The 19629-nt window shown below is 34.9% G+C and carries 16 protein-coding genes; 5 read left to right on the forward strand and 11 right to left on the reverse strand.

All coding sequences use genetic code 11. From position 1 onward, the window contains the following. The first annotated feature begins 233 nt into the window (after positions 1-233). Genes ABZC13_RS00240 through ABZC13_RS00250 form a run of 3 tightly spaced genes read left to right on the forward strand, consistent with a single transcriptional unit; the run spans position 234 to position 5239 of the window. Positions 234-872, forward strand: a complete 639-nt coding sequence (locus ABZC13_RS00240) for a 4Fe-4S dicluster domain-containing protein (RefSeq protein ID WP_372998226.1) — start codon at positions 234-236, stop codon at positions 870-872. After that, on the forward strand, positions 872-1789 hold the full coding sequence (nrfD, locus tag ABZC13_RS00245; protein ID WP_008338788.1) for an NrfD/PsrC family molybdoenzyme membrane anchor subunit: 918 nt from the start codon (positions 872-874) through the stop codon (positions 1787-1789). The genes ABZC13_RS00240 and nrfD overlap by 1 nt, the downstream gene beginning before the upstream one ends. Before the next feature lie 12 nt (positions 1790-1801). Then, positions 1802-5239 (forward strand): molybdopterin-dependent oxidoreductase, encoded by a 3438-nt coding sequence (locus ABZC13_RS00250; RefSeq protein ID WP_372998229.1) that lies wholly within the window; start codon positions 1802-1804, stop codon positions 5237-5239. Between the two features lie 39 nt (positions 5240-5278). Here ABZC13_RS00250 and ABZC13_RS00255 read toward each other — a convergent pair whose 3' ends face one another. Then, positions 5279-5776, reverse strand: coding sequence for a redoxin domain-containing protein (locus ABZC13_RS00255; protein WP_372998232.1), 498 nt, complete (start codon positions 5774-5776; stop codon positions 5279-5281). A gap of 94 nt (positions 5777-5870) precedes the next feature. Between ABZC13_RS00255 and ABZC13_RS00260 the strand changes: the two genes are divergently transcribed. Beyond that, positions 5871-6362 (forward strand): nitrous oxide reductase accessory protein NosL, encoded by a 492-nt coding sequence (locus ABZC13_RS00260; RefSeq protein ID WP_372998235.1) that lies wholly within the window; start codon positions 5871-5873, stop codon positions 6360-6362. A gap of 43 nt (positions 6363-6405) precedes the next feature. On the opposite strand, the gene dnaK is transcribed toward ABZC13_RS00260, so the two are convergent. Together dnaK and grpE are read right to left on the reverse strand one after the other, a co-directional pair. Next, on the reverse strand, positions 6406-8292 hold the full coding sequence (gene dnaK / locus ABZC13_RS00265; protein ID WP_372998238.1) for a molecular chaperone DnaK: 1887 nt from the start codon (positions 8290-8292) through the stop codon (positions 6406-6408). A 42-nt stretch (positions 8293-8334) separates the two neighbouring features. Next, a complete protein-coding gene (gene grpE / locus ABZC13_RS00270; RefSeq protein WP_372998241.1) occupies positions 8335-8898 on the reverse strand; it encodes a nucleotide exchange factor GrpE in 564 nt (187 codons plus the stop codon). 202 nt (positions 8899-9100) lie between these two features. On the opposite strand from grpE, the gene ABZC13_RS00275 reads away from it, so the two are divergent. Continuing rightward, a complete protein-coding gene (locus ABZC13_RS00275; RefSeq protein ID WP_372998244.1) occupies positions 9101-11098 on the forward strand; it encodes a hypothetical protein in 1998 nt (665 codons plus the stop codon). Here the strand turns inward: ABZC13_RS00275 and ABZC13_RS00280 are convergent. The 8 genes from ABZC13_RS00280 to ABZC13_RS00315 all read right to left on the reverse strand — a co-directional run bounded on the left by ABZC13_RS00280 (position 11078) and on the right by ABZC13_RS00315 (position 19581). After that, positions 11078-11518 carry a hypothetical protein gene (locus tag ABZC13_RS00280; protein WP_372998247.1) on the reverse strand — a complete coding sequence of 147 codons (441 nt, stop codon included), beginning with the start codon at positions 11516-11518 and terminating at the stop codon, positions 11078-11080. The genes ABZC13_RS00275 and ABZC13_RS00280 overlap by 21 nt on opposite strands. 2 nt (positions 11519-11520) lie before the next feature. After that, positions 11521-13431, reverse strand: a complete 1911-nt coding sequence (locus tag ABZC13_RS00285; protein ID WP_372998250.1) for an EAL domain-containing protein — start codon at positions 13429-13431, stop codon at positions 11521-11523. After that, a complete protein-coding gene (locus ABZC13_RS00290; protein ID WP_372998253.1) occupies positions 13425-13856 on the reverse strand; it encodes a hypothetical protein in 432 nt (143 codons plus the stop codon). Before ABZC13_RS00290 ends, ABZC13_RS00285 begins: the two co-directional genes overlap by 7 nt. Next, the gene (locus ABZC13_RS00295; RefSeq protein ID WP_372998256.1) at positions 13857-15713 is read right to left on the reverse strand and encodes a TonB-dependent receptor plug domain-containing protein; all 1857 of its coding nucleotides are present in this window, start codon (positions 15711-15713) and stop codon (positions 13857-13859) included. A 59-nt stretch (positions 15714-15772) separates the two neighbouring features. Next, positions 15773-16348 (reverse strand): ComF family protein, encoded by a 576-nt coding sequence (locus ABZC13_RS00300; RefSeq protein ID WP_372998259.1) that lies wholly within the window; start codon positions 16346-16348, stop codon positions 15773-15775. Positions 16349-16359: 11 nt separating this feature from the next. Then, positions 16360-18150, reverse strand: coding sequence for a translation elongation factor 4 (gene lepA, locus ABZC13_RS00305; RefSeq protein WP_372998262.1), 1791 nt, complete (start codon positions 18148-18150; stop codon positions 16360-16362). 14 nt (positions 18151-18164) lie between these two features. Then, positions 18165-19091 (reverse strand): ribose-phosphate pyrophosphokinase, encoded by a 927-nt coding sequence (locus ABZC13_RS00310; RefSeq protein WP_372998265.1) that lies wholly within the window; start codon positions 19089-19091, stop codon positions 18165-18167. Positions 19092-19179: 88 nt separating this feature from the next. After that, positions 19180-19581 carry a Fur family transcriptional regulator gene (locus ABZC13_RS00315; RefSeq protein WP_372998268.1) on the reverse strand — a complete coding sequence of 134 codons (402 nt, stop codon included), beginning with the start codon at positions 19579-19581 and terminating at the stop codon, positions 19180-19182. Between the last annotated feature and the right edge of the window lie 48 nt (positions 19582-19629).

Consider the following 19629-nt stretch of genomic DNA (forward strand, 5'->3'; position numbering starts at 1 on the left):
TAATTCTAACAAAATCTTTAATTGATGAATAGACTTTACTTATTAACAAAACTACACAACTATAAAAAGTTATCAAAAAATTATCACGTGTTTATAACTAATTTAAGATTAGTTAGATACTATTTTTGTTAGTAAAAGAGCCTAGTTTACCACTATAATGGCTTCTTTTTAAATGTATTAGATAAAGTTATAAATCTTAAATTTGCCGTTAATAAAAGGCTGAAGGAGAATATATGCAATTAGGTTTCCTAGTTGATTTACATTTGTGTATGGGATGTAAAGGATGTGAGATCGCATGTAAAGTGGAGAATGAAGTTCCACTTAGTACATGGAGACTCCGTGTTAAGTATGTGGATGTGGGGACTTTCCCAGATACAAAAAGAACATTTACACCTCTTAGATGTAATCACTGTCAGAATGCTCCATGTGAGAGAATCTGTCCGGTTAGCGCATTACATTATTTAGATAATGGAATTGTTAATATCGATAAAGAACGCTGTATTGGTTGTGCTGGTTGTGTTATGGCTTGTCCATATGGAGCAATTTATATTGACCCACAAACACAAACAGCAGATAAGTGTACTTACTGTGCACACCGTGTAGCGTCTTCAATGATGCCAGCTTGTGTTGTTGCTTGTCCGGTTCAAGCGAATATTTTTGGTGATTTAGATGATCCAACTTCAAATATTTCCAAATATATTCAAGTAAATCAAGGGAATGTTCAAGTGCGTAAGCCAGAGAAGGGTACAAACCCTCACCATTTCTATACAAATGCAGGTAACGTTAACCTTAACCCTCTTGCATCTCATAGAGTAGACGGTCACTCATTATTTAACAATATTACAACACTTCCAGTAGGAGGACACCACTAATGGCAGCACATGAAATTTTAGCAGCAACAAACGCTGTAGTAACTTTAGATGTAGCTATTCCAGGTATAGTTTGGCCTTGGCTGGTTACAGTAAATATGTGGGCAAAAAGCATTGGTACTGGTGTAATTTTTATGCTTTTCTTACTTCTTAGAATGCATCCAGAATCTGGTAATAAATTAAGACTGCAAACTTCAATAGTTGCGTTTATATTTATTAATATATTCCTATTGTTTACATTAGCAGACTTACACCAGCCGTTTAGATTTTGGCATATCCTTGTTCACCCTAGTTTTTCATCTGCAATTGCATGGGGTACATTTATGGCATCAGCTTTCTTAGGTTTACTGACTCTTTTAGTGTTAGTAGCATGGAGAGCAAGAACTAAAGATGAGTGTAATACTAATTATGACAAGATACTTTTATGGACAACTATATTAGCAATTCCAGTAACACTTTATACTGCAGCTCTTATGTCTCAGTGTACAGCTCGTGAATTATGGCAAATGCCGGCAGAATCAGCTCAAATGATTTTAGCTGCACTTCTCGCTGGTTCAGCTGCAATGATTCTTCTAGGTGGTTCTAAACTATCTTATGAAGCCAAAAAGACGTTAGGTGTGGTTTTAGGGCTTAGTGCATTAATGTCATTTATTATCTATATGTCAGAGTATATATTTGGACCAATGAAAGCTGAAGAAATTGCATTTACTTTAGAGTATATCAAAGGTGACGGACCATATACAGTTATGTTCTGGTTAGGTCAATGGATGACTTATTTATTACCAATGCTGTTAATTGTATTAAGTCGTTCAAGCAAAAGTGAAAGCATTTTAAAACTTGCTGCAATTTTAGCACTAGTGGGTCTATTTTTAGTTAAACATGTTTGGCTAAACATACCACAATTATTACCAATGAGTTAGGGAGAAAAATAAATGTATTTACAAAGTAGAAGAACATTTTTAAAAGGTGCTGCATTCACGGTTGCCGGTGCTGCAATTGCTAAAGGTGTATTTACAACAGATGCTATGGCAGAATCTGTTGCTGAGAGCAAATTTACAAACACTCCAGACTCATTATCATTCTACCCTCCGATGGAGGAGTGGGCTGACTTTAAAGAGTTAGATGGAGATGACTGGAAAAGAGGCGGTATTGATCGTCACGGTGTTAGAAGTGAAGCTAATCCAAAAGGTATCGAAGTTAATGATTATATGATCGTTCCAACTGCATGTTCAAACTGTGAGGCTTCTTGTGGTCTGACTGCGTGGATCGATAAAAAAACTTTTACAGTTAAAAAGTATATGGGTAATCCATTACACCCGGCTTCTCGTGGTCGTAACTGTGCAAAAGGTTATGCTACACAATCACAGATGTATGATCCGGATCGTATTGCATTCCCACTAAAAAGAGCTCCAGGTTCTGCTCGTGGTGAAGGTAAATGGATTCGTACAACTTGGGATGAGGCTATGACTGCTATCGGTAAAAAGATGGGAGATACATTAGCTAAAGGTGATGAGTTATCTAAGAAAACAGTAATGTTCCATGTTGGTCGTCCAAATGAGAATGGATTTACTGGTAAAGTATGGCACACACTTGGTTGTGACGCATTTAACTCACACACAAACATCTGTTCTTCAGGTGGTCGTACTCCGACTATCCAATGGGCAAATGATGATAGAAGTTCTCCGGATTGGGCTAATGCGAAGTTAATCTTCCTTAACTCATCTCACGCTGCAGATGCTGGTCACTATTTCCAACAATCAGCTTCGTTTATAGCAGATGCTAGAGCGAAGGGTGCTAAACTTGTAGTTATGGATCCTCGTATGTCTAATTCGGCTGGTATGGCTGATTTATGGATAGCTGCATGGCCTGGTACTGAACCTCTAATTTATCTTTACTTAACTCAGAGAATTCTGAATGAAGGTAAAGTTGATAGAGATTTCGTAAAGAAATGGATGAACTGGGAAGTATTCTTAAGTAATAGAAAGTACTTAGACTTTATGGTAGAAAAAGGGTATATCTCTAAAGCACCTACAAAAGTTGACTTTGATACATTCTTAGACACTTTACAAGAGCTTTATACACCATATACTTTAGATCATGTAGCTAAAGAGACACATGTTCCTGCAGATAGACTTGAAAAGCTATATGATATGTTCATCTGGGCTGGTACTTCAGTTTCTTCATACTTCTGGAGAGCAACTGCTGCCGGTAACCGTGGTGGTTGGATGAGTGGTCGTACAGGTTTCTTACCAATTGCTCTTCGTGGTGCTATCGGTCCTGAGGGTGGTACATTCTTCCACCACTTTCATGTTATTTCTGTAGCTGGTAAAGGTGGTAGTTCAACTGTTGGTCAAGGTAAGCGTGGTTCAAACATTCCTAAAGTTGATGTATATAATGAACTTAGTTTCCCACCAGAGTGGCCATTATCGACTTATGAGATGTCATTCCTATTGCCTCACCTACTTGCAGATACTAAATGGCAACAAAAATGGATAGACAAAGGTCTTAATGTTCCTCAGAAACTTTCTGTTTGGATTCCTCGTATGTACAACCCAGTTTGGATTAATCCGGATGGCTTCAGATGGATTGAGACGATTAAAGATGAAAAGAAAATGGAACTTACGTTTAATCTATCTCCTGTATGGTCTGAGACTAACTGGTATGTTGATTATATTTTACCTGTTGGTTTAGCTGGTGAGAGACACGATCAACATTCAGAAGCTACAATGCCTGCAAGATGGACTTCTTTCCGTCAGCCTGTTATGAGAGTTGCTCTTGAAAAATCTGGTTGGAAGCCTAAAAATCCGGCTCGTGCTACACTTGAAGCTCACATTAAAGCTGGTCTTGGTGAAGTTTGGGAAGAGAATGAGTTCTGGTTTGACATGTGTGTTAACTATATTGATCCAGACGGTAAAATCTTCATTGATGATGCTAAAACTAAATCAATCAGATCTATGTGGGAATCTAAAAAGACTCCTGGTACTCCAGTAACTATTGCTGAGTGGTATGATGCTGCATTTGGTGACAACTTACCAAATCTTAAAGCTACTGCAACTGCAGACTCTAGATACAAAAATGCTGAATTCCCAGTATATGAGTATATGAGAGATCATGGTGCATGGATGGAAGAAAATAAAATCTATTCTGCGCAAGAAAAACCAGTTAAGTATGATGGTCAGACACTTACTTCACACGGTCACAAGTATGATAAAAGAGATCTTACTATTGATAGAAAAACTGGTGTTATCTATGCAAAAGATCATCATGGAAGTACTAAGTACAAAGATGGTAAAAAACCAGTTGCTATTGAGATTGATGGTAAAATGATGGAAGGTTTCGCTACTTTAGATAAGAAACTTGACTTCTTCTGTGAGTGGTTAGCTGATGATTGGAAATGGCCAGAATATGCTATTCCTTTCTACCCTAGAACTCCAAAAGAGAAGAAAGAAATGCTTCATATCGTATCTCATGTTGATCACTCTTATATGACTGAGAAAAACTCATATGCGCTTAACACAGTTTTCCGTCTGCCGTATAATATTCATACGCGTTCTGCAAACTCTAAGCACCTTATGGAAATCTCACAAAATCATGACCCTATCTGGATTTCAACTCCAGATGCTAAGCGTCAAGGTTTCAAACGTGGTGATGCTATTCGTGTAAGAATTACTGATAGTGTTACTGGTTTAGAGTCTGGTTACTTTGTAGCTATGGCTGTACCTACTGAGGGTGTGCTTCCAGGTACATTAGCATGTTCTCACCATGGTGGTAGATGGAAACTTGTAAACTCTGTTACTATACCAAATGGTGTTAGTGATGGTAAAGTTGATTCTCAGCCGGTTGCTAGAAATATGAACGATCCTAAATTTATGGCTCATTCACCTGAAAATGCAGGTAAAGAGGGTGCACAAATTAAAATCGAAGATTATGACGGTACAAGCGGTATGAATAGCTATGGTGTTCCAACTGCTGAACTTCAGATGGATGGTAAAGAAGGTAAAATGAAGTATGTTGAGGGTATTAAACCTTTTCATGCTGATAGATTTGCTGAATACAACCGTGATAGCGGTAACATCTGGTGGGATGGTCTAAGTGGTTCATGGCAAAATGCTGTAGCTGCAGCTCATCCGGATCCAATTTCTGGTATGCATTGTTGGCACCAGAAAGTTATCTTAGAGCCTGCTCAGGCTGGTGATAAGATAGGTGACATCTATGTAAATTATGATAACAATTTCAAAATTTATCAAGGATGGAGAGATGATTTAACTCGTGAGTTAAATTCTGACGATAAACTTCGTCGTCCTCAACACATCAAACGTCCGTGGGTTCCACTTTCGGATAAAGCTTATGCTGTTGAGATTAAAAGCTAAAAATATAAGCTTTTAAATCAAAGGGTTTAAACCCTTTGATTATAAACCTGCCCACCACATTCTAAGCCATAATCCCCAAGTACTTGTAAATCCTACTTCACTAAAGACTAACTCTTTATTCTTGTCATAAATAAAAGTAGTTGGATATGCTGCTATTTTAAACTCTTTTGCAAAAAAACCATTAGCATCGTTGTAAACTTTGTAGTTAAGCCCATTTTCATACATATACTTTTTAAGATCATTGTCGTCACCGGAACTTACAGCTATAGTTAGTACTTCAAAGTTCTCCGAAATAGTTTGAATATTTGAAGCTTCAAGTTTACATGTTGGACACCAAGTAGCCCAAAAATGTATAAGAACAGGTGTATCTTTTGGATATGTATATCTCTTAGCATCTATTAGAGTAATGTTTATATTTTGAAGTGATTCTTTATTTAAATCTCTACTTTTATAGATGCTGATTATATTAGCTAAGATTGTTATGAATATAAAAAATGTAACTATCTCTTTGAGGTATTTTTTGATTTTGTCTTTCATTAATGAACTTTTTGTCATGATTTTGTCACTCTTAACACTTATGTAATAGTTAAGTGGTAATATTACCACATAATAAAGAATTAAGGGAAAAGAAATGATGAAAACATATATAGCAATAATAGCAACTTTACTACTGGTTGGTTGTGGACCTGACAGAGAACCACACGTTAAATCTAGTATGTACCAATCAGTAAGTCCACAGGAAGCTATACTGGTTCAGAGTGGAAAAGATAAAGGTTCATGTGTAAGATGTGGAATGAACTTAGTTATGTTTTACAAAACAAGTCATGCGGCAGAACATGAAGGAAAGCATTACCAATACTGTTCTATTCACTGTTTAGAAGACCATCTTGGTGAAGGTGTAACTCTAAAAAATCCAAAAGTAGTAGATGTTGAATCACTTAAGCTTATCCCTGTAGGGAGTGCTCACTACGTTGTAGGAAGTGAAAAAAGAGGTACAATGACTAGAGTAAGTAAGTATGCTTTTTTAGATGAAGCTATGGCTAAAAAGTTTCAAGCAAAATATGGTGGAGAAATAGTGGATTTTAGTGGAGCATTAGCAAAAGCTAAAGAAGATTTTAAATAGTATATACAAGCTATCAAAATGATAGCTTGCAATGAGATAGAGTTTACTCTATCTCAGCGTCGATAACATCTTCGTCATCTTTCTTTTTCTTCTGATCAGCTTGGGCAGCAGCTGGATCTTGTTCTTGTTTGTACATCTGCTCAGCCATTTTGTGAGAAGCTTCAGTAAGTACTTTTACTTTCTCTTCGATTTGCTCTTTAGTAGCAGACTCATCTTTTAGAATCTCTTTAAGGTCAGTTATTGCAGCTTCGATTTTAGCTTTTTCTTCTGCTTCTAGTTTATCTCCCATCTCTGTAACTGATTTTTCAGTTTGAGCGATAAGTGCATCAGCTTGGTTTCTTAAATCAACCATTGCTTTTCTTGTCTCATCTTCAGCTTTATGAGCTTCTGCATCTTGAACCATTTTATTGATCTCTTCTTCACTTAATCCAGATGAACCAGAGATTGTGATTGACTGAGACTTACCAGTACCTTTGTCAGTTGAACTAACAGTTAAGATACCATTTGCATCGATGTCAAATGTAACTTCGATTTGAGGTACACCACGAGGTGCTGCTGGAATATCACCTAGTTCAAACAGACCTAAAGATTTGTTATCCTTAGCGAACTCTCTCTCACCTTGTACAACTGAGATGCTAACAGCCGGTTGGTTGTCTTCTGCAGTTGAGAATACTTGAGATTTTTTAACTGGGATTGTTGTACCTTTTTCAATAATCTTAGTAGCAACACCACCTAAAGTCTCAATACCTAGTGATAATGGAGTAACGTCTAGAAGAAGAACATCTTTAACATCTCCTCTTAAAACACCACCTTGAATAGCAGCACCTGCAGCAACAACTTCGTCAGGGTTAACACCTTTATTTAAAGCTTTACCACCGAAGAATTTAGAAACTGCTTCTTGTGCAGCTGGTACACGAGTAGAACCACCAACCATAATAATCTCTTTGATCTCATTGTTGTCTAAATCAGCTTCTTTCATAGCTACTTTAATATGGTCAATAGTCTCAGCTATTAAATCAGTAATCATACCTTCAAATTTAGCACGAGTTAATTTTACAACTAAGTGTTGTGGTCCAGCTTCTGTCATAGTGATAAACGGTAAGTTGATTTCAGTCTCAGTTGAACTTGAAAGCTCTTTTTTAGCATTTTCAGCAGCATCTTTTAGACGTTGAAGAGCCATTTTGTCATTTTTAAGCTCAATACCGTGAGAGTTTTTGAACTCTGCATTTAAGAAATCAACGATTTTATTATCAAAGTCATCACCACCTAAAAATGCATTACCATCAGTTGAAAGAACTTCAAAAGTACCGTCAGAGATTTCCAAAACAGTAACATCAAATGTTCCACCACCAAGGTCATAAACAAGTACATTCTCTTCGGCTTTGCTCTCTAAACCATAAGCAAGTGCAGAAGCAGTTGGCTCATTGATAATACGAAGAACGTTAAGACCGGCGATTGTACCAGCATCTTTAGTTGCTTTTCTTTGTGCATCATTGAAATATGCTGGAACTGTAATAACAGCGTCAGTTACTTTTGAACCTAAATAAGCTTCAGCATCTTCTTTTAGTTTTGTAAGAATCTTAGCTGAAATTTCTTGAGGAGTATAAATCTTACCTGCAACATCAACAGCAGCTGAACCGTCTTTATCAACGATGTTGTAAGTTACTTTATCGTGTGCTTCTTTAGCATTTTCCTCATTCATCATAAGACCCATAATTCTCTTGATTGAAGAGATTGTTTTCTCTGGGTTTGTAATAGCTTGACGTTTAGCCGGATCACCAACTAGTACATCACCTTTATCTGTGAAAGCAACTACTGATGGAGTTGTATTTTTACCCTCTGCATTTGGGATAATTTTTGCTTCACCACCCTCGTAAACTGCTACACATGAATTTGTTGTTCCTAAATCTATACCTATTACTTTTGACATATTATTTCCTTTGTCTTTAATTTAAAATATATTATTTGCGAATTAATTCGCTACTATAACCATTGCTTCACGCAGTGGTCTGTTTTTATACTTATATCCAGTTTGAAAAGTTTGAACAATCTGTCCAGACTCAACATCTTCACTGTCAACGCTTTGTACAGCATTGTGAATATTTGGATCAAACGGCTCATCGTGAGAGACCATTGTTACACCGTGTTTTTCTAAAGAAGTAGTGAATTGCTTAATTGTTAACTCAATTCCCTCTTTTAATTTTTCAAAATGTTCTTGAGCATCTACTGTATTTTCTGTAGAAGCCAATGCCATTTGAAGAGCATCCATTACTGGAATCATATCTTTGGCAAATTTCTCGTTTGAGTATTCAACCGCAGTATATTTTTCTCTTTCTAATCTTTTTTTGATATTATCAAAATCAGCATGAACTCTTGCATACTTGTCTTTTAGAGCTAATAACTCTTCTTGAAGAAGATCAAACTCGTTCTCTACCGCTTCAGCTTCAGCTTCAGCTTCATCATTGTTTAGTTCTGAATTTTCCTCTTCGTTTTCTAGAGGTTCAGTTTGTAATTCTTCATCTGTTTGTTTTGACATAGCTGTTAAATCACTCCTTAATTTTAAAAAGATAGCACTATTATACATATTGAGTGTAACAATGTCAAGTAATACTTTAGTTTTATTTGTAAGATAAGTTTAGTCTTGTAGTATCAAGTTGTAAAAATGGGAGTTTAAAGTTAAATTGAGTATTATTATATGTATTTAGATTATACGAAAATTCTAGCATCTGGGAGTTTATATGAAATATTTAGCATGGTTTGGTGGATTACTTGCAACGGTCATAATAGGTATATATGTTATTGCATTTACACCTTTTGGAAATTCAATATTACAGCCTGTTATAGAAGAAAAGATAAAAGAGCAGACTTTATTAGACAGTAAGCTTAGCGTTTTTTCTTTGAGTATGAGTGAACTCGATATAGCATTAGAGATAAATTGCGATAATGTAATAACTATAAAAGGAGAGTATTCTCTTTTCTCACAATCATTTGACATTAACTATAAAGTGAAGTTTGATGATTTAAATTCACTCAAATCACTCAGTGGAGTAGAACTTCATAAAGTATTTCATACAAACGGTAAAGTAAAAGGCGATATGGCTTTTATAACTGTAGACGGTATTAGTGATATAGCATCTAGTGATACGACTTACCATGTAGAACTAACAGAGTTTAATCCAACTTCTATAATAGCTAAAGTTAAAAATCTAAAGCTGGTAGAACTTTTAGAAATAGGTGCTCAAAAACCTTACGCAAGTGCAGATGTAAACTTAGATGTTGATTTCAAAAATATTAAAGCACATGCCTTAGATGGAGATATTGTACTTCGTACAGAAGATGGGAAGATAAATACAAAAGTTATGAAGAAAGATTTTAACATCACTATACCAAGTACAGACTTTGCAATGAATCTAGATGCCAAGTTAAAAGGTGATGATGTTGATTATACTTATAAGCTAATGTCAAATCTCTTTAAAATCACTTCTTCTGGTAAAGTAATACCGACCCCATTAAAAACAGATATAAAGTATGCTCTTGATATAAAAGAGTTAGCACTGCTAAAGCCGGTTACGGGAGCAGATGTAAGAGGCTCTTTTAGACTTAATGGTACAGTTAAAGGTACTAAGGCTAAACTTGTAGTAGATGGTAGAAGTGATGTGGCAGCATCAAATACAAGCTTTGAAGCTGTACTCAAAGAGTTTGCTCCAGCCAGTATAAAAGCAAGTATGAAAAACCTAAAACTAGATAGAGTCTTATATATGCTTAAGCAGCCTCATTATGCAGATGGAATCTTTTCTTTAGATGTAGATATCCCAGATGCCAGAAGTGGTAAGTTAAATGGCAAGGTAGTATCAAGTGTGAAAAAAGGTCTATTTGACGTAAAGTATATGACAAAAGTATACAAGTTTAAAACACCAATGCCACAAACTGCATTTCAAATGACTACAACAACAACTTTAAATGGAGATATTGTCGACTCTAAAGTAAACTTGGACTCTACACTTGCAAACTTTGATATAAAAAGAGCTAGAGTGAATTTAAAAAGTAATGTAATCAATAGTGACTATAGAGCAACAGTTCCAAACCTTGATAAGTTGTACTTTGCTACCGAGCAGCATATGAAAGGTGGTATTACTGTTCATGGGGAGTTAAATAAAGGCAATGATCTTGATTTAACAATACTATCTAATGTAGCAGGCGGTAAGATAGATGCTAAACTCCACAATGATGATTTCCATGCAGATATACTAGGTGTTCAAACACTAGACACACTTCATATGTTGATATACCCTGAGATTTTCAAAGCGTCGCTAGATGCTAAGCTTGACTACAACCTTGCATCTAAAAAGGGTAAATTCAAAGGTCATCTAATAGATGGTAAGTTTACTAAAAACCAGATGTTCTCTCTTATAAAGCAGTATGCAAAAGTTGATATGTATGTGGAGACATTTAAAGGTGATGTTAACGCTGATATAAATAAAGAGAAAATAGTAGCATCTATGGATCTTGTATCTAACACTTCATCTATCAAGACTAAAAATACAAAGTTAAATACAAAAACAAAAATGATTGATTCTAGGATAGATGTAGTTGCAAACAACAATCCGGTCTCAGTTATACTAAAAGGAAAGACATCCTCTCCTAAAGTTAGTTTAGATGTGGAAGATCTAATTAAAAAAGAGGCTGGAAAGGCAATAGAAAAAGAAGTAGGAAAACTACTTAAAGGTTTTTTCTAACTCATCTATATCTTTGATGTAGATTATTCTTTTAACTTTTGAATCTTTTATATAAAGAAGAGTAAGCATATCTTCTTTAAAAGGCAGAGTGAGATTATACTTCTCATCAAAGCTTAGTAGAATAGGGTGTTTGTAACTCTCCATTCTTGGTTTTACAAAAAGAGAAAAGATTCCGGATGGAATTTGAGAAGTGTCTACTATGAGGTTTAGATTATTTGGTATCTTATGCTCATCAAAATACTGGTTAGCAACTCTTGTTGTAGCTTTATCCCAAGTTATGATCCAGATTCCATCCTTTACTAAGGTGTACTCTTTATCATGTTGAGATTTCAGTTTTATTGGAATTATGCTGTCTCCAACTTGGAGCATCTGAGCATTTAGAAACAAGGCTAAAGAAAGTATTAAAAATATAATCTTCAAGATTATCCTTTAAATAGTTCGTTTTTGTTGAGTAGTACCTTTGAAGGCTGGGCAATAAAATAACCTTGCATATAGTCAACACCTAATTCTTCGAGTTTATCATAAACTTCTTTAGAGTGAACAAACTCAGCAATAGTTTTCATGTTCGCTTCTTTGGCAAAGTGTATGATGCTTTTTACTACTTTAAAATCTTTTTCACTGATATCTATATTTTTTACTAAAGAGCCGTCTATTTTTAAGAAGTTTGCTTCGATGTCTAAAATAGTTTTAAAGTTAGAGTAACCGCTTCCAAAATCATCTATAGAGACTTTAGCATTATATTTATGGAGTAAATCGATTTTCTCTTTAAACAGAGTTATATTTTCTATTTCATCACTCTCTAGTATCTCAAAGGTAACTCTTGAAGCTAAGTCTGGGTTTGCTATAAATGTATCAGTAATAGTTTTTTCTATATCTGCGTTCATAAGGTCATAAAAGTTTATGTTTATACTTACGGACTCTTTTAGGTTCTTAAACTCTTCAAACACAATAGAGAGAATTCTCTGCGTAAGCTTATAGTGAATATTTGTATGTTTAAGTCCTGGAAGGAAAAATATAGGAGCAATTATTTCCCCTTTCTTATCTATGATTCTAACAAGTGCTTCATACTTTAGTATCTCATTGGTGAGTTGGTTATATATAGGTTGGTAATAACAGATAACGCGATTTTCTTCTATAGCTTGCTTTACAAAGTCTATATCTTTGGCCTTTGAGAGAATCATGCTTTCTGATTTGTCATTGTAGTAGACAACTCTATTTCTACCCTCTTTTTTTGCAATATATAGCATTTTGTCAGCTACTTTTATTGCTTCATTTAGACTCTTTTCTGAAGCCGGATTCTCATGAACACCGATTGATACTTGCATCTCTATTTTATGCGTCTCATATGTAAAAATATGTGTATGTATATTTTCTCTGATTCTTTCACAAATATATGAAGAGTTGTCTGCTAGATCTCTATTGTACATTAGTAGCAAAAATTCTTCTCCACCATAACGAATCAATATATCATTATCACGAATAGAACTTTTAATAATCATACTGCTCTGTGAGAGTATCATGTCACCGGCTTTGTGCCCATATATATCATTTATGACTTTAAACCTGTCAAGATCAAGCATAGCTACACTGTAATGATTTAAGTTAAGTTTTGGTGATATCTCTAGAAGATAGTTTCTGTTGTATATTTGAGTAAGGGGATCTGTAAATATTTTTTTTCTGGTTATAAAGTAGTGAAAAACTTGGACAACTGTCATAAGCATAAGTAGGAATATAAAGATGATTAAAACTATAAAAAATGTCTCAAGAGGTTTTATAAGTTGTAAAATCGTTTTTTGAATCTTGGTCGTAATATCTACACTTAGTATGCCGACTGCTTTACCGGATGTTCTCACTGGGTAGAGATAAGTCAGATATAGGTTTTCCATGTCATGTTGTTTTATGATTTGTGGTTTTGACTCTTTATAAACTTTCATATAGGCTTCATCAAAGACATCAAACTTTTGGTAGAAGTTCGCTTTGTCCTCTTTAGAGGCATCTAGTAGAAATCTAAACCTACCTTCTTCATCTTTGTAAAGCAGGTAGATATATTTTACACTTGGTGTCAAAAAAAGAGATATTTTATCTTCAAAGAGTTCCCTTGTCTTATTGTTAGAGAGTAAAGAAACAAGGTCATTCTCATTTTTTATAGAGTTGTTATTTATGAGATCATATTCAATATTTCTTAGAACACTTGAAACATTGTTTATCCTGTTGCTCTCTATTCTTTTAAATATATCATCTTCAGCCTGTTTTATATAGATATAAATGTAGATAAAAAATAGACCCAAAAGAAGAAGAAGTAAAAATAAGAACAGCTCCTTTTTCTTTACCATACTTTTTCCTCTAAATAAGGCTTTAAATCATTGGATACTTGAATAGATTGAGCTTTTATTCTTGACTTTATTATAACGATGTTAGGTCTGCCTTTTTTCCAAAAAAGTGCTCCAAAACTTTGAGGGAATTCAGATAATAGTTCGTAGTTTAGTACAAAGATATGCTTTTTCTCACACTTTTTAGTAAGACTGTCTGCATCTTGAAGTATTATAATTGTAGATTCTTCACAGCTGTATGTAGTGTTGAGTTTATGGTGTTCTTGTATATGTGTTAGAATTTCTTTATTATCACTCCAGACAACTACTTTTTTATCTACTGATATCTCAGTAATGATTTTTTCTAAAATCTTAACTTTTAGATTATCTGAATTATCATGAGCAAATATAACAGTTGCAAAAATAATAAGTGTCGCTAAGAGTTTCATTTAAAAAGTGTACTCCATTGTTAATAAGCCTCGGCGTTCCATAACAGGAACATTGACTCCATTTATAGGAGTTTCATGAGCTTGGTCTAAGAGGTTCTCACCTTTTAGTTTTACTTCTAGCTTTTTGGACACGGGATATATTACTCCAAGTGAGTAGTCATATCCAGCAGGCATACTTATACCATCCGAAGATCTGTAGTCCGATCTGTATACGAGTTCATTGTAAATATCAAACTTACCGATCTTGTTGAAGAGCTGAATAAGTCCGCCATCACCTGGGCTTACATAAGTGTCATTAAACATTTTAAAGCCCTCTAGAGTAATTTTGTTATTAACATCAAATATATGGTCAACTCTTACAAACCCTCTTTGAAAACTGCTTACTCCATCCTTATTAACATATTTTTTAAGCGTTGGACTAAAGATAATAGAGTTTTTTGCCTCACCGTTCCCACCACTAAGGGTAAGAGTTGTTTTATATTTTTTATAAATAATCTCAGCACTGATAATTCTATTTTTAATACTCTCAAGATCTGGATTAATATTTAGATTTGGTGAGAAAGTTGTCTGTCTGAAAGTAGGGTAGACATAACTCTTCATCGCAAAAAACTTAAATGTCCAACTTTCATCAAGCAGGGCTACATAACCTAGTCTTAGTATATGTTCTGTAGATGATTTTGATAGTTCATTTTCATAACGATCCAGTTTTGCACTAAAAGCGATAAGATTGTTTTCATTAATATTATAAAGATTTTCCAGGTACGCCATATAGATATTTCTCTTTTGGGGTCCCCAAACTTTAGATGTAGGTACACCATCTCTCTTGTACTCATTAATGTCGAATTTTTGATGTTTGATATGTGCGCCTAAAAAGAGGTCATTTGCTCCATGAAGAAATCTTTTCTCTATAATGGCACTATAGACATTACTGCCAATATTTACATCAAGCTGCTTAGGCATAGCACCATCTGCTATAGGTATAGCTACTGCATCTTGATTTAAAACATCCAACTCTTCATGAGATAGACTTAGTATTATATTTAGTTCTTTATCAAAGTGTTTTGTAGCTTGAAGATAAAAGTTCTTTGCATTAATATAACCATCAACCGGAGCATTGGCTAAACCGCTAAATGAGTCATACTTCTCTTTTGAAGCACCGATCTCTATATCGTAACTCTCTTTTTTTGAAAATTTCGCATATATTTGACCTCTTTGTCCATCACGAGAGAGTTCGTATCCATTTGCATTGTATGTCTCATAGTTGTTTTTACTTACATCAATATTTGCTAAGTACGAATACTCCCCAATCTCTTTTGCATCTACAGCTCTTAAATTCAAACTTCCTCTTGTATCAATAGAGATTTGAGCAGATGTGGAATTTTCACGAGATGGCTCTTTTGTATATAGTTTTATTATCATACTTCCAGGTTCATTACCAAATGTTACTGAGTTACCGGCTTGATAAACTTCTATATGGTCTATAAAGTATAGACCCATTTTTCCATACTGAGTCAGTGCATTTCCAAGAGTTGCTGAATTTAACTCATGAGAATTTATAAATATCTTTACCGGATTTGGTGAAACTTGGCTACTACCGCTTTTTACAAGGGTAGTCATACCTGTTCTTGTGGCTTCAATATTATACATACGAATAGTTTTAAGTACATCATTAAGCGTATATGCCTGCATCTGATCAAGATCTTCACGTGAGAAAAGTATTAGATGTCCGGCACTCTCTTTTTTTGTTTTATGATAAAGAGATTCTGATTTTTCATATTGGGCAAGAAGGTCATCAAGAAGTACATCTTTTGAGAATAAAAAAGTTGATAAAAAAAGTAATAAAAAAATGGTTTTCATAAGTTGACCTAAAATAATAATTTTACATTCTAGTTTAAGTGTCCTTACACTGTGCTTAGCTATTTGATACTTGCATCTGCTAGAGTTAGGCAAAATAAGGCGTTTAAATTATTTTTATGCACAGTATTTATGGCTTGTGTGAGCGTTAAGCCTGTTGTAATAATGTCATCTACAAGTATTATTTCCTTAGTTGAGCTGTGCTTAAATGTGAAATCTCTTGGGTTCATTAGTCTAAACTCTCTACTTTTGCCAGAGTAGGAGACAGGATTTTTTGCTCTTAGTCTATTAAACTCAGGTTTTATGTATCTGCTTTTAAGAGCTTTGTTCAATATTGCAGTATGAGAGTATCCGCTATTTACATTGTCATCAATCGCTATTGAACTGAGAAGGCTTGAATATTCAAAGTTTTCAGCAAATAGTTTCAAGGAGTTGTTTGCGAGAATAGAGTATACGTAATAGCCTATGTCGGTGTGTTTTGTATGAAGAAGGTCTTTTATATCGTTGTATTTATAAAAAGAGATAACTTCTATATTATTTAGGATTTTTCGCTTATAGATGCTAGGAGTTAAAAATGTTTCTTGACAAGTGGAGCAGATGTGTGTGAGTGAAAGACTCTCACACAACATGCATTTCATATTGAAACTACTTAGTCCATCTTTAGAACAGACATGAATGCCTCTTGAGGAAGTTGAACCTTCCCGATAGACTTCATTCTTTTCTTACCGGCTTTTTGTTTTTCCAGTAGTTTTCTTTTACGAGTAATATCACCACCATAACATTTAGCAGTAACATTTTTACCCATAGATTTTACAGTTTCACGAGCAATGATCTGAGAACCTAAAGAAGCTTGAACAGCTACTTCAAAAAGCTGTCTGGGAATCTGCTCTTTCATATTTTTAACCAAAACGCGACCACGAGCAAGTGCTTGAGTACGAGGGACAACAACACTTAGTGCATCTACAGCCTCTCCGGCTACTTTTATATCAAGTTTTACAAGGTCACCAGTTTTGAACTCTATTGGGTCATAATCAAATGAAGCATAACCTTTTGAGATAGACTTTAGTGTGTCATAAAAGTCCATAACTATTTCATTCATAGGTATCTCATACTCTAACATTACTCTATCTTCATTCAAGTAGGTCATCTTTGTCTGAGTACCACGTTTGTTGATAAGTAGAGTTATAATATTTCCAAGATATTCACTAGGAGTGATTACAGTTGCTCTTACATAAGGTTCTTCTATATGGTCTATCTTTTGAACATCTGGCAGTTGTGATGGGTTTTGAACATCAATCATAGTTCCATTTGTAAGATGAACTTTGTATACAACAGATGGTGCAGAAGCAATAAGATCAAGATTAAACTCACGTTCAAGCCTCTCTTTAATAACTTCCATGTGCAGCATACCAAGAAAACCAACACGGAAACCAAAACCAAGAGCTACGGATGTCTCAGGCTCATAACTCAGTGAGCTGTCATTTAGTTTTAGTTTGTCAAGAGCATCTCTAAGGTCTTCAAATTTGTCAGTGTCTATTGGATATATTCCGGCAAACACAAATGGTTTTGCAGGTTCATATGTTCCAACAGGCTCTGCAGTCGGATCTTTAGCATCAGTAATAGTATCACCAACATTTACAACACTAACTTCTTTAAGACCTAAAACAACAACACCGATTTCACCACACTCTATAGTATTGGTTTTTATTTTTTTCATGGGGTGAGGGTACATTAAGTCTAGTATCTGATGCTCTTCACCATTACTCATAAGCTTAATGTTTTGTCCTTTTTTTACTTGACCGTCAAAAACACGCACAAGAGCAAGCGCACCCAAATACTGATCAAACCATGAATCATAAATAATAGCTTTGGTAGTAGCTTCAGGGTCACCGACCGGAGCTGGTACGCGATCGACAATAGCATCTATAAGTTCACGAATACCAACACCGGTTTTTGCAGAAACCAAACAAGCATCTGTAGCATCTATACCTATACTTGTCTCTATCTCTTCGGCTACTTTCATTGGATCTGCGGCAGGAAGATCTATCTTATTAATTACAGGAATAAGTTCAAGGTTATTATCAAGTGCCAAGTATACATTTGCAATAGTTTGAGCTTCAACACCTTGAGCAGCATCTACGATAAGTAAAGCACCGTCACTAGAAGCAAGCGATTTACTAACTTCATAAGAAAAATCAACATGGCCCGGAGTGTCGATAAGGTTTAGGATATAGTGTGCTCCGTCTTTTACGTAGTCAAGTCTAACACTCTGAGCTTTGATTGTAATACCACGCTCTTGCTCAATATCCATAGTATCCATCATCTGAGTGCTCATTTCACGTTCAGTAACTGAGCCACACTCTTGAATGATACGGTCTGCTAAAGTACTTTTACCGTGGTCGATATGAGCGATGATAGAAAAGTTTCTAATATTCTTCAATTAATACTTCCTAATTATTCAAAAAGGCCATTAACGCTTTCGTTGTGGTAAACACGACGAATTACTTCTGCAAAAAGAGGAGCAACTGTTAATACCTTTATTTTTTTATGCGGTGCTGATTCTAAAGTATTTGTAACTATTAGTTCATCAAGCTCACCGTGATCCAGGTTCTCATAAGCTTTTCCGCTAAGAACAGCGTGTGTAGCACATGCCATAACTGAAGTAGCACCATTATTTTTAAGTGCAGTAGCAGCTTTAACCATAGTTCCGGCAGTATCTACCATATCATCAATCATAATTACATCGTGACCTTTAACATCACCTATGATATTCATAACTTCACTCTCGTTAGCTTTTTCACGACGTTTATCAACGATAACCATCTCTAGACCCATTCTTTTTGCAAAGTATCTAGCACGAGCAACGCCACCTATATCCGGAGAAGCAATGATTGGGTTTTTAAGGTTTTTGCTTTTGATATATGTCTCAAATGTAATAGACCCGTAAAGATTATCAACTGGGATATTGAAAAACCCTTGAATCTGACCAGCATGAAGATCAATTGTTACAACCCTGTCGATTCCTGCAGTTTCATACATATCTGCAACAAGTCTTGCTGTGATTGGAACACGAGGAGCAGCTTTTCTATCTTGTCTTGCATATCCGTAGTAAGGAACGACAGCAGTAATACTTTGAGCAGATGAACGGCGAAGAGCATCTGTCATAATGAGTAGTTCCATAAGGTTATCGTTTGATGGAGCACCTGTACTTTGAACTATAAATACATCACGACCACGAACACTCTCAGCAATTTGAACAGAGATTTCACCGTCACTAAATCTTTTTGTATCAGCATTAGCTAATGGAACATCTAGAACTTGACAAATTTCTTTTGCAAATTCAATACTTGCAGAACCGGCAAAAATTTTATAACCACGCATGGGATTCCTTCTTGGAAAAATTGATAACGCGATTATATAATAGTAGTGCTGAGGAGTTGTTAAAAGTAATACAAATTAGAAGAAAATTTTATTGACACTCTTTACATATTCCAGATAAAACTATATCTGTTTTAGATATTTCAAAATTGCAGTTAGAATTAACTTCACTTAAAATAGGATTCATATTGAGTTTAATATCTTCAACTTTTCCACATTTAGTACACACCAGATGAGAATGATAATTCTTTGTAAGCTCATAAACCGACTTACTTTGAGGAATCTTGACCTCTTGTATATAGGAGTTTTCAAGCATTAAGTTAATATTTTTGTATATAGTTGCCAGAGAAATAGATTTGAATTTTTTAAGCATTAATTCATAAAGAGTATCTACGTTTATGTGTCCATAAGAATGCAATGTATTACTGATTGCAAGTCTTTGCGGTGTAGCTTTTAAATTATGACGTCTGAGTTCATCTGTATAGTTAATCATAATGATATTATACAATATAGTAGTTTAAAGGAGAAAAATTATATTTTA

The organism is Sulfurimonas sp. (genome assembly GCF_041563035.1).
Taxonomy (GTDB): Bacteria; Campylobacterota; Campylobacteria; order Campylobacterales; family Sulfurimonadaceae; genus Sulfurimonas.

Excerpts from the sequence above, each read along its gene's own strand:
- ABZC13_RS00240 (WP_372998226.1), top strand. The coding sequence starts at position 234 with ATGCAATTAGGTTTCCTAGTTGATTTACATTTGTGTATGGGATGTAAA.
- nrfD (WP_008338788.1), top strand. The coding sequence starts at position 872 with ATGGCAGCACATGAAATTTTAGCAGCAACAAACGCTGTAGTAACTTTA.
- ABZC13_RS00250 (WP_372998229.1), top strand. The coding sequence starts at position 1,802 with ATGTATTTACAAAGTAGAAGAACATTTTTAAAAGGTGCTGCATTCACG.
- ABZC13_RS00255 (WP_372998232.1), bottom strand. The coding sequence starts at position 5,776 with ATGAAAGACAAAATCAAAAAATACCTCAAAGAGATAGTTACATTTTTT.
- ABZC13_RS00260 (WP_372998235.1), top strand. The coding sequence starts at position 5,871 with ATGATGAAAACATATATAGCAATAATAGCAACTTTACTACTGGTTGGT.
- dnaK (WP_372998238.1), bottom strand. The coding sequence starts at position 8,292 with ATGTCAAAAGTAATAGGTATAGATTTAGGAACAACAAATTCATGTGTA.
- grpE (WP_372998241.1), bottom strand. The coding sequence starts at position 8,898 with ATGTCAAAACAAACAGATGAAGAATTACAAACTGAACCTCTAGAAAAC.
- ABZC13_RS00275 (WP_372998244.1), top strand. The coding sequence starts at position 9,101 with ATGAAATATTTAGCATGGTTTGGTGGATTACTTGCAACGGTCATAATA.
- ABZC13_RS00285 (WP_372998250.1), bottom strand. The coding sequence starts at position 13,431 with ATGGTAAAGAAAAAGGAGCTGTTCTTATTTTTACTTCTTCTTCTTTTG.
- ABZC13_RS00290 (WP_372998253.1), bottom strand. The coding sequence starts at position 13,856 with ATGAAACTCTTAGCGACACTTATTATTTTTGCAACTGTTATATTTGCT.
- ABZC13_RS00295 (WP_372998256.1), bottom strand. The coding sequence starts at position 15,713 with ATGAAAACCATTTTTTTATTACTTTTTTTATCAACTTTTTTATTCTCA.
- ABZC13_RS00300 (WP_372998259.1), bottom strand. The coding sequence starts at position 16,348 with ATGAAATGCATGTTGTGTGAGAGTCTTTCACTCACACACATCTGCTCC.
- ABZC13_RS00310 (WP_372998265.1), bottom strand. The coding sequence starts at position 19,091 with ATGCGTGGTTATAAAATTTTTGCCGGTTCTGCAAGTATTGAATTTGCA.
- ABZC13_RS00315 (WP_372998268.1), bottom strand. The coding sequence starts at position 19,581 with ATGATTAACTATACAGATGAACTCAGACGTCATAATTTAAAAGCTACA.